A 13,113-nucleotide genomic window follows, 5' to 3' on the forward strand; every position below is an offset into this window, starting at 1 on the left:
CTATCCGTAGCCGTATCCCTAGCCCTAGCCGTACGGCGGGCGGCCGCGGGGTCACCGCTTCAGCCAGCGCACCTCGTATCCGTCCATCCCGAACGACCGGCCGTCGATCTTCGCCTTGATCGGCCGGTTGAGGGTGTTCACGACCAGCACCGCGTCATCGTCGGCGAGGACTTGGACGTTGGGCCGGTCGTCGGCGGCGATCTTCACGGAGCGGAAGGCGGTGCCGGGCGGGAACTCCTTGGCGAACCGGCTCAGCAGCTTCATCATCGGCAGCGCACGGCCGCCGTCGTCCAGTTCGGTGGGGCGCCACAGACAGCCGGGGCAGTCGGGGGCCGTCGTCTCCGGGTTCCAGTAGAAGGCGGCGGAGGTGCCGCCGCGGGCCAGCCGCGTCATCGCGGTGGCCTGGACGGCGATGCGGCGGTCCTCACTCCAGCGCGCCCGGCCGCCGTCCCCACCGTCCCCGCCGTCCCCATCATCCCCGTCATCCCCGTCGTCCGGTTCGACATACCACTCGGCCCACCACACCGGCAGCCCGGTGGTCGTACGCAGCCAGCGGGTGACGTCCTGGAACTTCCGCGTGGCCCCGAACGCGTCCGGGATGAGCCGGTCGTCCTCGCGGGTGTAGCTGGAGCCGTCCACGACGACGAAGTCCGCGCCCGCCTTGTGCTCGTTCCAGTACGTGATCGCGTCGGCGGACCGCTGATCGAGGGTGCCCCAGGGGCCGCTCACCTCGGCGTCGCCGTCGCCCTCGCCCTCGCCCGGGGCGTCGCTGTCGGCGACCACATACGGGCCGCCGACCTGGTTCTTGGGGTTCTGCTTCTTCAGCTCGCGGTAGACCAGGTTGTAGAGCCGGGTGTAGCCCTCGTAGTTCCAGCGCTTCTTGGCGTCGTCGTAGAAGCCCTTGAACTCGTTCCAGACGATGAAGTGGCGAACCTGCGGATAGCGCCGGGCGATCTTCCCCACGAGCGCGGCGAAGTCCTTGTAGTGCTTTGGGGTGGGCGCGGTCTCCAGGGACTTCTGCGACCAGTCCGTACGCCCCGGCTTGCCGCCCTTCATCCAGTCGGGCGCGCAGCACAGGGTGAGCACGGGCGCGGTGCCGGTCTTGCGCATCAGGGCGATACGGCGGTCGAGGTCCGCGAAGTCGTAGTCGCCCGGGGACGGCTCGGGGTTGCCCGCGCCCCAGCCCATGATGTGCTGGTTCTGCGGCATCGGGTGGCGGGACAGCAGGTCCGCCGCGGCCCTACGGCCGCCGTCCGTGCCCTGGTCGGCGCTGTACTGGGTATGGGTGAATCCCCAGCCCGGACCTCTGATGTCGGCCGTGCCGCGCGCCGACTCCGATCCGTGCCGCCCGCCGTCCCCGCCGGGCCGACTGGAGCAGGTGGTCACCAGCAGCGCCAGCGTGGTCATGCCGACGCCGAGCAACGCGCCGGTCCGCCGGCGCCTCTTTTGCCATAACCTGGCCAACCCGCCCCGTTCCCTTCCCTAAGGCCCCACAACGGGTAAGAGTATCCGTGAACGCCCCCATTCCGGTGGGCTTCCGTGGAACAGCTCGGTAAACGGCGACAAACCTTGGTGCGCCTTCGCCCTCCGTCCTGGATCATGGGGGCGGGTGCGCTGACCGACGCACCAGGCCCCCCGTTCTCAGGAGGCAGACCCTGCCTACGACACCCGCCGAAAAGTCCCTTCCCATCCGGCTGAACGTCGATGACAGCGATTCGCCGTCGGATGTCGTCGACGCGCTCTTCCTGGGGCGTTTCGCGACCGGCGAGCAGCCGTACGCCCGCAGTCACTCCGTCGACCGGGTGAGGTCGGGCGCCACGCTGCTGCCGCCGTCCGCGACCGTGCTGCGCGCGGCCCGTGACGACGACCGCAGCGCGACGCTCGCCGAGGGTGACGGCTGGACCCTGCTGATCTCCCGGTGGAACCGGGGGGCGGATGTGACCGTGACCGCCGTCGATGACGCCCTGGCCGAGAAGGTGCTGCACCAGGCCGTGGACGGCGCGGAGGACGAGCCGGAGCCGCAGCCGGAAAACGTGGCGATGGGATTCTGGTACGTCTCGCCGCGGCGCGGTCCGCACCGCACCACGCGGCAGATCTCGGCCGGGACCTGGGAGGAGATCCGCGACAATTACACGGCGCCGGTGGCCGAGGCCATGGACGGGCTGATGAAGGTCACCCCGGACGACATCGCCGGCCGCCTCCTGCTGCTGCACGGCCCGCCCGGCACCGGCAAGACCTCGGCGCTGCGCACCCTGGCCCGCTCCTGGCGGGACTGGTGCCAGGTGGACTGCGTCCTGGACCCGGAGCGGCTGTTCACCGACGTGGGCTATCTGATGGACATCGCGATCGGCGAGGACGACGGCACGGCCAAGGGACGCTGGCGGCTGCTGCTCCTGGAGGACTGCGACGAGCTGATCCGCGGCGAGGCCAAGCACACCGCGGGCCAGGCGCTGTCCCGGCTGCTGAACCTGACGGACGGTCTGCTCGGGCAGGGGCGCAATGTGCTGGTCGGGGTGACCACCAACGAGGATCTGGAGCGGCTGCACCCGGCGGTGGTCCGGCCCGGCCGGTGTCTGGCCCGGATCGAGGTCGGCAAGCTGACGCGGCCGGAAGCGGTCAACTGGCTCGGTGGGGAGATCGACGACCGGGAAGGTGTCATCGGGCGGGACGGGGCGACGCTCGCGGAGCTGTACGCGCTGCGGCGCGGCACCCGGCCGCCCGCCGTGCCGTCGCAGTCGGCGGAGTCCAACGCGGGGCTGTACCTCTGAGACGCCGTACGCCGAGGGGAGGGTACGCCGGGGGGCTGCCTGGTTGCCGAACTGCCCGGCTGCCCGGCTGCTCAGGCGTACGGCTGCCCGACTGCCCCGCTGCTCAGGCGTACGGCTGCCCGGCTGCTCAGCCGTACAGCTCCCGCAGCCGTACGGACAGACACGTCACACAGCCCTCCATCTTCTCGAACTCGCTGATGTCCACCGGCACCGGCTCATAGCCGAGGTCGGCGAACAGCTCGGCGCTGCGCGGCGCGCTCGCCGCCATCAGCAGCTTGCCGCCGCCGAGCAGCACCACATGGGCGCCGGACTCCTCGGGGACGGGGAGGAAGCGGGGGAACGCGGCCGGGTCGTCGACGAGGGGCGGGTAGCCGATGACGGTGCCGTCCGGCAGCGCGGTGACCGCCGACTTCAGGTGGAGCACCTTGCTGACCGGTACGGCCACCACCCGCGCGCCCAGCGGCTCCAGCGCGGCGCGCAGCTGGCGGATGCCGTCGCCGTTGGTGCGTCCGCCGCGTCCCACGTAGAGGGTGTCGCCGATCTTCAGGACGTCCCCGCCGTCCAGCGTCCCCGGCTCGCGGATCCGGTTCAGCGAGCAGCCGAGGCCGGTCACGGCCTCCTCGACGGTCGCGGTCTCGGGCCTGCGGGACTCGGCTCCGGGGCGGCCGATCACCGCGACGTTCCGGTGGACGACCATGGTGTCCTCGACGAACACCCCGTCCGGGCAGTCGTCCAGCGCGGGCAGCTCGACCGTCTCCCAGCCGTGCGCGCGCAGCGCCACGACGTAGACCTCCCACTGCCGCAGGGCCAGCCCGGGGTCGACCGGGGTGCGGTCGATATGGGTGACGAGCCCGTCGGCGAGGCGCGGGCTGGGGCGCCGGACGAGGGCTTTGCGGCTGGTCGTACGGCCGGTCATGGGGTTGGGCAGCGCGCTGGTCATGGGGGACAGCATGTCAGGCGGGGTCGCTGCCGGAGCTACCCGGCCGAGTCACTCGGAGTCGCCGTAGACCGCCCGCAGTGCGTCCTCGACGGTGGCGAGGGCGGCCGTGCGGTCCAGGCCCAGGCGCCGCGCCCGCTGGGCGTAGGTCTGGGCGGCCTCGGCGGCCCGGCGCAGGGTCGCGTCGCCCGCCGCCGCGATGAAGGTGCCGTGGCGGCCGCGGGTCTCGATCACACCGTCCGACTCCAGGGCCCGGTACGCCTTGGCGACGGTGTTCGCGGCCAGCCCCAGCTCCTCGGCGAAGCCGCGTACGGTGGGCAGCTTGTAGCCCACGGGAAGCGCGCCGGAGCGGGCCAGCTCGGCGATCCGCGCGCGGATCTGCTCGAAGGGGGCGGTCGCCGCGTCCTGGTCGACGGTGATCTGCAAGGCCACGTTGGGGCTCCTGGGGCGTGGGGGCGGGACGGTGTTTGTGGCACCCATTGTGTGCCAGGTCGAGGGGAGCCGCACGGCCCCGGTGATCTAGCCCACGAGCTGCGGAAATTGGGGGGCGGGCCGGGCTGACAGGCCGTAACCTGCGCAACCATGACCATGACTGTGCGCGATTTCCGGGCTACCGACGCGGAGGCCGTGGCGGCGGCGCGGCGCTCCGCCTTCCCCTATCTGGTGACCACGCCCCGGACGGTGGTCTGGGAGTCGGAGAGCGCGCCCGTCGAACAGCACTACCGGCTGCTGGTCGCCGAGGTGGACGGACAGGTGGTGGGCTCGAGCGGGGTGGGCGTCTTCCACGACAGTGACGAGCCTGGGCTGGCCTTCGCCAATACGACGGTGGGCGCGGGGGCGCGGGGGCGGGGCGCGGGTTCGGCGCTGGTGACCGCCGCGGAGGAGTATCTGTCCGGGCTGGGCACGGCGAAGATCTTCTCCTGGACGCTGGGCGAGCCGCGGTCGGTGACCTTCGCCGAGCGGCGCGGCTATCGGCGCGGCCGCTGCTCCCGTGTCCAGCGGCTGGACCTGACGGCGGCGGCGCTGCCGCCGCTGAGCTTGGGCGGCCTCCTGGACGGCGTGGAGCTGCGCACGGCGGCGGACTTCGCGGACGATCCGCGTCCGCTGTACGTGGCGGATGTGGAGTGCGCGGCGGACGAGCCGGGCGACGTGGACACGGCCGCGCCGCCGTACCCCGAGTGGCTGGCTCTGACCTGGGAGCATCCCGCGCTGGACCGCGAGCTGACGTCGGTGGCCGTGGTGGACGGCGCGGTGGCCGCCTACAGCGTGGCCCACACGGACGGCCGGGGCCGCTACTGGTCCGGTATGACCGGCACCCGCCGCGCCTTCCGCGGCCGCGGTCTGGCCAAGCTGGCCAAGAACGACTCGCTCCACCGCGCCCGCTCGGCGGGCTGCCGGGAGGCGTTCACCGGCAACGACTGCGACAACGGTCCGATGCTGGCGGTCAACAAGTGGTTCGGCTACGAACCGGCGGCCACGGAGTGGCGCTACGTACGGGAGCTCTCGGCGTAACCGCGTCAGCGCGCTCGGCGCAACCCCGAGATGAGCAGCCCGACGAGATGACGAGCGTCGTAGCGGGGGTTGCTGCCGGCGCCCGCGCAGAGGCTGCCGACGCCGCGCATCAGCTCGTAGGCATCCTGGCCGGAGCGGATCTCACCGGAGGCGACCGCGGCGTCGAGCAGCTGGGTGCAGACGGGCAGGAGCCGGTCGATGAAGTACGAGTGCAGGGGGTCGAAGCAGGGGTCGTCGGACTGGAGCACGGCGGCGAGGCCGTGCTTGGTGACCAGGAAGTCGACAAAGAGGTCGATCCACTGGCCCAGTGCGGTGTGCGGGGTCCCGCCGCTCGCCAGCAGCGCGGGAGCGGCCTCGGCGAGGGCCTCGACCTGGTGCCGGTAGACGGCGACGATGAGGTCGGCTCGGGTCGGGAAGTGGCGGTAGATCGTGGCCGTCCCGACACCGGCCTTGGCCGCGATATCGCGTATCGGCGCTTCCACGCCCGAGCTGACGAACACCGCGGCGGCGGCCTCGAGCAGCGCCTTCTCGTTGCGCCGCGCGTCCGCCCGCTTGGGCCGGGCCGCGCGCTCCGCGTCTCGATCGTTGTCGTTCACCGCATCCTCCCTTCGCGCTCGAGTCTAGCTAACCGGGACAACGTCCCAGAACCTCGCCCCAGAGCCTCGTCCCAGAACCTCGCCCCAGAACCTCCGTCCGTCAGAGCGGGGCCAGCCGGTCGGGCCCCTCGGGGGCGTACGCGATGGGGTCGTCCGGCTCATGCCAGTGGAGGGCGAAGCGGTGCCCCGCGCGATACGCCTCGAGGCCCGCGCGGCAGTACGCCACCATGTCGTCCGGCAACGCGTCCAGCGGGAACCAGCCCAGCTCGGAACACTTCTCCGGCTCCCGATTGACGGGCTCGAGCCCGCCCTCGCCCCTCTCCCCCAGCTCCGCCTCGAAGAACCACCCCGTACGGGCGCCCCCGGTCGGCGCCTTGTGCTGCAGCACGAGAACGGCCCGCACCTCGTCCGGGCCGAAGCTGATCCCGATCTCCTCGGCCGCCTCCCGAACCATCGCGGCCCGCACGTCCTCACCGTCCTCGACATGCCCGGACGGGGCGTGCAGCAGCCCATCCGCATAGCCCGTGTTCGCCCGGCGCGCGAGCAGGACGTCCCCGCCCCGGCGCAGGATCAGATGCACATCGACGATCTCCCGATGCCGCCGAACCGGCGCGAGGTCGGCCACCAGGGCATACCGCTCGTCGCGCACGACCCGCCCCCACAGCGCCGCATCCGGCGCGAGCTCCTCGACCGACAGCCGCTCCGTCAACGGCCCGACCAGCGCGGACAGCTCGGCGGCGGTCAGCCCGACGGGCTCGGACTCACCCCACCGCCCCTCGATCAGCACCAGCCGCCCACCCGGCCGCAGCAGCCGCACCCAACGCCGCAGCACCGCCCGCTGATCCGGCAGCATCCACAGCAGATGCCGCACCAGCACGACATCGAACCGCCCCTCCCCCACGGGCGGCTCCGCCGCGTCCCCGACGAGCACACCGGCCCCCGTCCCGGCCAGCTTCGCCCGCGCCAGCTCGACCATGCGCGGCGACCGATCGACCCCCGTCACCCGATGCCCCCACTCGGCCGCGAGCAACGCGAGGCTCCCCGTGCCGCACCCGAGGTCAAGCACGTCCGCGGCCCACCCGGGCAACCACCCCCGCAGCCGCCCGGCCCACGCCTCCCGCACGACCGGGTCCCGCAGCCCGTGATCCGGCTCATCGTCGAAGCCCGCGGCGGCGGCGTCCCAGTAGGCGGTGGTCGAGCTCTCTGCACGCATACCGCGATGGTCGCATCGACCACTGACAACGCCCGTGTCAGGGACTCCGCCGCAGCACGAGCGTGACGAAGCCCAGCGTGCCGCGGTAGCCGGACAGCCACTGGGACCGGTGCTCGGCGGCGGCCTTGTACGCGTCCAGGGCGTCGGGTTCCTCGCGGTGGTCCAGTGCCCAGCGGGAGAGGGAGCCGGTCCAGGACCACTCGTAGTCGTCCCACTCCCCGGCCGTGCTGACATGGCCGTAGACCGGCGTCCAGCCGTCCGCGACGACGCGGTCCACGGTCGTCGCGAGGTCCGCGTAGTCGTCCCACGTGGCGCCCAGCGCAGAGAGGGCGGCGGCGTCGGGTTCGCGCTCCCAGAAGCCGTCGCCCACGAGGACATGGCCGTCCGGGGCGAGGAGTTCGCGCGCCGCCGCGAGAGTGGGCGGCAGGCCGCCGAAGGCGTGCGCGGCGCCGACGCTCAGCACCACGTCGAAGCGGTGCGCCGAGGCGAAGACCGCGGCGTCCATCTCATGGAGGACCAGCCGGTCCGCGACCTCGGATTCCTCCGCGCCCTCGCGTGCCCGCTCCAGGGCCGCGGTGTGGATGTCCACCCCCTCGGCGCGCATCCACGGATAGCGGACCAGCAGCCGCCGCAGCCATTCGCCGCCCCCGCAGCCGAGGTCGAGGGCGCGGTCGGCCTCGTCCGCCACCGCCCGGTCGAGCAGCCGGGCCACCGACTCGTCGGCGATCGGGGCGGCGATCGGATGGTCGGCGTGCGCGAGATGGGATCTCCGTTGACGGTCCATCCGCACAGCGTGGCAAGGCCCGTCCCGCTCCGCAGCCCATTTCCCGGGCTTGGTTCCGTCTCCGGGGCGCCCAGGACTTCCCGCGGCATCTATCTGCGGCCCCGCCGCGTGGCGGGGCTCCGCTCCAGACGCGCGACGGTGGACCGCTGGCCACCCGCGAGTTGTGGCGGCGCACCCGCCGGCGCTCTTTTCGCGATCGCCGATGCCCGCCCCGACCTGCTGCGCGGTGAACCCACCACACTCGTCACCTGACGCGGCCACACCACCGGTAGGAGAACCTCTCGCCAGCGATCCCAAGTAGTCGGGTTCAGCGGTACTGATGGCTTCCTCAGTGAGCGGACCGCAACGGGTCCTGTCGGGTGAGGCAGACGAGAATGCCCACAAGGACAATGGCTGCCGTGATGAGCGGGGCGACCAGGGAGTTCGCCGGGTACAGGATCCAGGCCCAAGGCTCGGGGCGACCGCCGCTTCTCCAGCCGGCCGCCGCGCACAGTAGAGGCACGATGGCGACGGTGACAGCCGCGAAGCGGTGGCCGAGGAAGGGAAACAGAAGCAGCGCCAGGCCGACGTATCCGGCGATATTGCGCCCCAGCACCAAGGCGATGCTGTCGGCCCCCAGGGCGTAGCAGAGGGCTGCCACCCCCGCCCCGGTGGCGGCGGCCGCCGAGCCGAGTGCGGCGTCCCACCTCCGAACGGGACGGCAGGCGACGCCTTCGGTGCGCAGGTCGCCGCGTCCCATGCCGTGGAGCAGCATCACCGCCGGCAGCAGCGTGATGAGGTGGCCGACGAGGAAGTGCCCGGACTGGCCGGTCAGCACGGGCACGGGGAGTTCGGCGTTGCCCATGAGGAGCCCCACCGCATTGGTCACGACGACGGACACACTCAGCGCGGGAACGGCGCGGGCCTTCAGCCACCAGTTCATCCGTGGCTCCCGTCCATGCCCAAGTGGGGGCGTACGTCGCACGATCGCATGGCGCGGGTGTTGCGCTCGTACCAGTCGAGCTGGGCCTGTCGGGACTGTTTGAGGACGTGCTGGGCCAGGGCCAGTTCTGGCGGTGCGACCCGGTTCGTGAGGGTCCGGGGCGAGGCGCCGGCAGTGAGGGAAAGCCACGCTCCGACGGGGCCGTAGGCGTCAGCGGCCGGGTAGGGCTCTCCGCTGTCCGCGCAGGCGGGAGATTGTGGAAGGAGTCCCGCCGCCACGCCTGTGGGCACACCGAGGGCACTGATGCCGGGCCCGATGACGAGCTTGGTCTCGTCAGGGCCTGGCCGGTCGGCCATGGTCAGTGTGGCGGGCACCGCGAGGCCGGCCTGGCGGAGCCTTGCGACGGCCTTGCGTGACTCGGTGCGGACCATATCGGCCCGCTGGTCCATCTCGGGCCACAGGCAGATGCGGGGCCGACCGTGGTCGCACACCAGGTCGCCGGTCGGGCGGGAGGTCACCGGGTCGGCCCCCATCCCATGGGCGGAGGCGGCACCGCCCGCGAACCCTCCGACGAGCAGCGCGGCCGCGGTGACGACGGCGGGGGCGGCCTTCCGGTACTGGATCAGCACGGTGGCGGACAGACAGACCCCCGTACCGAATGCTCCCGCGCTCACCAACGCCCATACGTCCAGGCTCTGATCGAGCATGCAGCAGTCCTGCAGTCCCCCGCCCACCAGGTGGCGGATCCACAGGATGCTCCAGGAGACCGGGTAGGCGTTGGCGACGAAGCTCGCGATCAGCGTGACCGGCACCGCGACGATCGGAGCCCACAGACGGCCCAGAACGAAGCCGACCAGGGTGTTGGCCGCGAGAAGCACCGCTTCGACCGCGAGGATGCCTGGATTCGGCATGCCGAGACCGACGTCGGCGGCGGCCGCGGAGACGAGCAGGGCCGCGGTCATGCCGACCACACCCATCACGAAGACCGGCAGCAAGAAGGGGAAGGCTATGGCCAGTGGCGAGCGAACCGCGTTCTGGTCAGAGATACGTGCACGCCTGAGTCGGCTTCCCTCCCACGCACCGGCTCCGGCACACGCGGGGCCCACGAAGGACAGGGCCAGGCTCGCGGTGCCGGTGGCGGAGAGCCAGTAGCGGGGCGTGACCCACTCGGACAGATTGTCGCTGAGGGCGATGACGATGAAGCCGGCCAGAAACGGCAGGAGGCGAGTGCCGGACGAGACGCGGACGACGGTACGGAGCAGCACGGGTCAGATCTCCTCGCCTACGAGCTGGGTGTAGGCGGCTTCCGCGCGTTCGCGAGGGCCCTGGGCGTTGTCGGCCATGGCATGGAATTCGGCGGTGGTGCCGTGGAAGCGCACCGTGCCCCGGTCCAGGACGATCACGTGCTGGTAGAGGTCGGCGAGGTCTTCGGTCTGGTGGGTGGAGACGACGATGTGCACGTCGTCGGCGAGCTGTTCGAGTAAGGACCGGAAGACCTTGCGCTGGGTGGGATCCAGGCCCGCGGTCGGCTCGTCCATGAGGATGAGCTCACTGTGGTGGGTGAGGGCGCCGGCGATGCCCATCCGGCGCAGTTGGCCACCGGAGACCTGGTGGCTGCGGCGGTCGGCGAGCTTGTCCAGGCCGACACGGCCGAGAGTGGTGGCCGATGCCTTCCAGGCATCAGACCGGTTCATGCCTTTGAGCCACCCGGCGAAGGCGACTTGCTCCCGTACGGTCAGGCCCGGTACGGGCGTGATGTGCTGCGGCAGCCAGGCCACTGCCTTCCGGTACGCTCTCAGATCCTTGCGGGCCGCGGGGTCGAGGCCCTTCCAGGTGACAGTGCCGTCCAGGGGCTTGAGCTGGGAAGCGGCCAGCGCCATCAACGTGGACTTCCCCGCCCCGTTCGGGCCGAGCAGCACCGTTGCCGAGCTGCTGACGCGAAGGTCGAAGCTGTCGAGAACGGTCGTCTTCCGGTTGTACCGGAAGGAGACACCACGGAATTCCAAGGCCATGAGCCGCACAATCCGCCGCCAGGGTGACCCCGAGGAGGCTGTAGTGAGGAGCGGGAGGTGCCCCGGCGCACGCAGAGCCCGCCTCGCCGGGGCACCCGTGAAGACGTGCCGTACCGTCTTCGGGTTCTAGTAAGCGATGACCACCTTGTTGGCGCTCATGGTGCCGCCCGTGTTGAAACTAAAGAGCTCGAAGTAGTACTTACCAGACGACTGGTCGCCCCAGGCGGACTTGCCGCAACTGTTGGTGCGGGTGCCCTTGTCATCGTCAGGCAGCAGGTCGCGGTTCTTCCAGAGCTTCAGGTTGGCCTTCCTGAACCCATCGGCCCCGTCGGTGTGACAGCCACTGAGCTTCACCGAGGTGCTGACACCGTCGGTGTTGTTGTCATTCCAGCGGGAGGACTCGTTGCCGGGGTGCCAGCCGGTGAAGTACGTGGTGCGGCTGCCCTCGGCGTGGGCCGGGACCGCGCCAGCGAATCCCAGCAGTACGGCCCCGGCGACGAGACCAACGGCTTTCCGGTGCATGAGCATTCTCTCTCCTGTGTCCTGCGCATGACATGAGCCATGCAGGCATGACGGAGGAAGCACCCTTTCGCTTTCCCCCCGGGTGCAGCGCTGTCGTGCTTGCGATCGCCGAACGAACATATCTCCACATCGCCGATTCACGACGATGATCATGTCAAATAACGACCAAAAGCATGCGAGTGTCGCGCCATCTTTCACATCGTTCGAATCCGTCCACAAACGACCGCACTCCCCGCCCGGAGAAGTGGATGCCACATCAACCCAGGTCGGCACCGGATTGCGCATGAGCTCGCCCAACTCGAACATGGCACACCCGGCAGGAAACAAGGCGGCCGATAACCAGCGAGGATGACCGGATTTCATGGCGCGAAATTTAATGCTGAATTAAACAACTGGCTTCCAGGGCACTCGGCACCAGCACATGCCCGGCGCCCGGAATATCATGCCGATGAATTCCCAGTGGACACCGGTCGTGGCATGCCCCGAACGGGGGCCGTAGCTCACTGGCCAGCCACCCACCAAGCGCCCTTGACGGTCCGCATGTTAGCGGTAACACTCCCCCTCGTGGACTCCTTGGAGCAGCAACCAACGAGCACCCCCTCACCACCACCACCCCACCTCTTCAGCCGCGCCGCCGTGGCCGCCTCCTGCGTCGGCTTCGTTCTCATCGGCGCGCTCCAGGCGCTCTACGGGCCGTCGATCCCCGCCCTGCGCGACACCTACGGGCTGTCGCCTTCGGCGGCCGGGGTCGGTCTGAGCTCGCATTTCATCGGCGCGGTGGCGGGTGTCCTCGTCTTCGACCGGCTCTTCGGCCGGATCGGCAACCGTCGGCTGCTGGGCTGGTCCTACCTGCTCATGGCGGGCGGTGCGGCCGGGTTCGCGCTCGCGCCCACCTGGCCGCTCGCCCTGGGTCTTGCGCTCCTCGCGGGGCTGGGCTTCGGCGGGATCGACTACGGGCTGAACCAGCTCTTCGCCGTCGGCTTCGGGCACCGTAGCGCCGCCATGCTCAACATCCTCAACGCCCACTTCGGCATCGGCGCCGTCCTCGGCCCAGCCCTCATCGGCCTGGTCGGGTCCGCCCACTACCCCGCCGTCTTCCTCGGCTTCGCCGCGCTCACGCTGCCGCTGCTGCTGTGTCTGGCCGGGGTGCGCGACGAGGCCCCGCCGCGCGGCGGCGATCCTGAAACGGGCGCGGGCACCGGCACGGACACCGACGCGCGCCGCCGCGTCCGCGCCCGTAGCCTCGCCACCGTCCTGGGCGCCTTCGTCGTCCTCTACGTCCTCCACGTCGCCATCGAGTCCGGCGTCGGCGGCTGGGAGCCGACCCACCTGGAGACCATCGGCTACGGGGCGACCGCCTCCGCCTCCGCGACCTCCGCCTTCTGGCTGATGATGACGGTCGGCCGCTTCCTCGTCGCCCCGCTCGCCCTCCGCTGGTCCGCCCAGGCGATCATCGCGGTGAGCTGCGCGGGGATGACGGGGTGTCTGCTGCTGGCCGCGATCCCCGCCGCGGCCCCGTACGCGTACGCGGGCGCCGGGCTGTTCATCGCGCCGATCTTCCCCACCGGGCTGCCCTGGCTGCTCCGGGCGGCGCCGCGCGCCCACCGGGCCGGGGCACTGGTCATGGCGGCCTCGATGGTCGGCGGGGTCGCCGCGCCACCCGCGCTCGGCAAGGCGATCGAACTCGCGGGCGTCCGCGCCGTACCGCTGATCCTCTGCGCCGTCTCCGCGGTGTGCCTGATCACCACCGGATGGCTGATCCGCGCCGCGTCCCCGTCCGTACTCCCTACGTCATCACCCGCACCCGCACCCGTCGCCGCCCCCGCCGCCGAAAGGACCCCCTGACG

At 71.2% G+C, this 13,113-nt stretch carries 13 protein-coding genes; 3 read left to right on the top strand and 10 right to left on the bottom strand.

Annotation, left to right across the window (positions count from 1 at the left end; translation table 11 throughout):
* Positions 1-51 precede the first annotated feature (51 nt).
* On the bottom strand, positions 52-1,407 hold the full coding sequence (locus tag J2Z30_RS28340; protein ID WP_107073577.1) for a GH39 family glycosyl hydrolase: 1,356 nt from the start codon (positions 1,405-1,407) through the stop codon (positions 52-54).
* A 248-nt stretch (positions 1,408-1,655) separates the two neighbouring features.
* On the opposite strand from J2Z30_RS28340, the gene J2Z30_RS28345 reads away from it, so the two are divergent.
* Positions 1,656-2,768: a DUF5925 domain-containing protein gene (locus J2Z30_RS28345; RefSeq protein ID WP_044577628.1), complete on the top strand. Its 1,113-nt coding sequence runs from the start codon at positions 1,656-1,658 to the stop codon at positions 2,766-2,768.
* Positions 2,769-2,895: 127 nt separating this feature from the next.
* Here the strand turns inward: J2Z30_RS28345 and ddaH are convergent, their stop codons facing one another.
* Positions 2,896-3,684 (bottom strand): dimethylargininase, encoded by a 789-nt coding sequence (ddaH, locus tag J2Z30_RS28350; RefSeq protein ID WP_044582130.1) that lies wholly within the window; start codon positions 3,682-3,684, stop codon positions 2,896-2,898.
* A 72-nt stretch (positions 3,685-3,756) separates the two neighbouring features.
* Entirely contained in the window at positions 3,757-4,137 is a 381-nt protein-coding gene (locus J2Z30_RS28355) for a GntR family transcriptional regulator (RefSeq protein WP_044577626.1), read from the bottom strand.
* A 150-nt stretch (positions 4,138-4,287) separates the two neighbouring features.
* Here J2Z30_RS28355 and J2Z30_RS28360 point away from each other — a divergent pair, with 150 nt between their 5' ends.
* On the top strand, positions 4,288-5,217 hold the full coding sequence (locus tag J2Z30_RS28360; RefSeq protein WP_044577625.1) for a GNAT family N-acetyltransferase: 930 nt from the start codon (positions 4,288-4,290) through the stop codon (positions 5,215-5,217).
* A 5-nt stretch (positions 5,218-5,222) separates the two neighbouring features.
* Here J2Z30_RS28360 and J2Z30_RS28365 read toward each other — a convergent pair whose 3' ends face one another.
* The 7 genes from J2Z30_RS28365 to J2Z30_RS28395 all read right to left on the bottom strand — a co-directional run bounded on the left by J2Z30_RS28365 (position 5,223) and on the right by J2Z30_RS28395 (position 11,272).
* Entirely contained in the window at positions 5,223-5,813 is a 591-nt protein-coding gene (locus J2Z30_RS28365) for a TetR/AcrR family transcriptional regulator (protein ID WP_044577622.1), read from the bottom strand.
* 100 nt (positions 5,814-5,913) lie between these two features.
* Positions 5,914-7,026 (bottom strand): methyltransferase domain-containing protein, encoded by a 1,113-nt coding sequence (locus tag J2Z30_RS28370; RefSeq protein WP_044577621.1) that lies wholly within the window; start codon positions 7,024-7,026, stop codon positions 5,914-5,916.
* A gap of 37 nt (positions 7,027-7,063) precedes the next feature.
* Positions 7,064-7,810, bottom strand: a complete 747-nt coding sequence (locus J2Z30_RS28375; RefSeq protein ID WP_044577620.1) for an SAM-dependent methyltransferase — start codon at positions 7,808-7,810, stop codon at positions 7,064-7,066.
* A 328-nt stretch (positions 7,811-8,138) separates the two neighbouring features.
* Complete coding sequence (locus J2Z30_RS28380) at positions 8,139-8,732, bottom strand: hypothetical protein (protein WP_044577619.1); 594 nt, start codon at positions 8,730-8,732, stop codon at positions 8,139-8,141.
* Positions 8,729-9,997: a DUF7224 domain-containing protein gene (locus J2Z30_RS28385; RefSeq protein WP_044577616.1), complete on the bottom strand. Its 1,269-nt coding sequence runs from the start codon at positions 9,995-9,997 to the stop codon at positions 8,729-8,731. Before J2Z30_RS28385 ends, J2Z30_RS28380 begins: the two co-directional genes overlap by 4 nt.
* A 3-nt stretch (positions 9,998-10,000) precedes the next feature.
* Positions 10,001-10,744: an ATP-binding cassette domain-containing protein gene (locus J2Z30_RS28390; RefSeq protein ID WP_044577615.1), complete on the bottom strand. Its 744-nt coding sequence runs from the start codon at positions 10,742-10,744 to the stop codon at positions 10,001-10,003.
* 126 nt (positions 10,745-10,870) lie between these two features.
* Positions 10,871-11,272 (bottom strand): hypothetical protein, encoded by a 402-nt coding sequence (locus tag J2Z30_RS28395; RefSeq protein ID WP_052701648.1) that lies wholly within the window; start codon positions 11,270-11,272, stop codon positions 10,871-10,873.
* A 567-nt stretch (positions 11,273-11,839) separates the two neighbouring features.
* On the opposite strand from J2Z30_RS28395, the gene J2Z30_RS28400 reads away from it, so the two are divergent.
* On the top strand, positions 11,840-13,111 hold the full coding sequence (locus tag J2Z30_RS28400) for an MFS transporter (RefSeq protein WP_044582128.1): 1,272 nt from the start codon (positions 11,840-11,842) through the stop codon (positions 13,109-13,111).
* Positions 13,112-13,113: the final 2 nt, after the last annotated feature.

This window comes from Streptomyces iranensis (genome assembly GCF_017874715.1).
In the GTDB taxonomy this organism is placed as follows: Bacteria; Actinomycetota; Actinomycetes; order Streptomycetales; family Streptomycetaceae; genus Streptomyces; species Streptomyces iranensis.

Bases quoted from the DNA above. Each gene is read 5' to 3' on its own strand.
- J2Z30_RS28340 (WP_107073577.1), bottom strand. From the start codon at position 1,407: ATGACCACGCTGGCGCTGCTGGTGACCACCTGCTCCAGTCGGCCCGGC.
- ddaH (WP_044582130.1), bottom strand. From the start codon at position 3,684: ATGACCGGCCGTACGACCAGCCGCAAAGCCCTCGTCCGGCGCCCCAGC.
- J2Z30_RS28360 (WP_044577625.1), top strand. From the start codon at position 4,288: ATGACCATGACTGTGCGCGATTTCCGGGCTACCGACGCGGAGGCCGTG.
- J2Z30_RS28370 (WP_044577621.1), bottom strand. From the start codon at position 7,026: ATGCGTGCAGAGAGCTCGACCACCGCCTACTGGGACGCCGCCGCCGCG.
- J2Z30_RS28375 (WP_044577620.1), bottom strand. From the start codon at position 7,810: ATGGACCGTCAACGGAGATCCCATCTCGCGCACGCCGACCATCCGATC.
- J2Z30_RS28380 (WP_044577619.1), bottom strand. From the start codon at position 8,732: ATGAACTGGTGGCTGAAGGCCCGCGCCGTTCCCGCGCTGAGTGTGTCC.
- J2Z30_RS28390 (WP_044577615.1), bottom strand. From the start codon at position 10,744: ATGGCCTTGGAATTCCGTGGTGTCTCCTTCCGGTACAACCGGAAGACG.
- J2Z30_RS28395 (WP_052701648.1), bottom strand. From the start codon at position 11,272: ATGCTCATGCACCGGAAAGCCGTTGGTCTCGTCGCCGGGGCCGTACTG.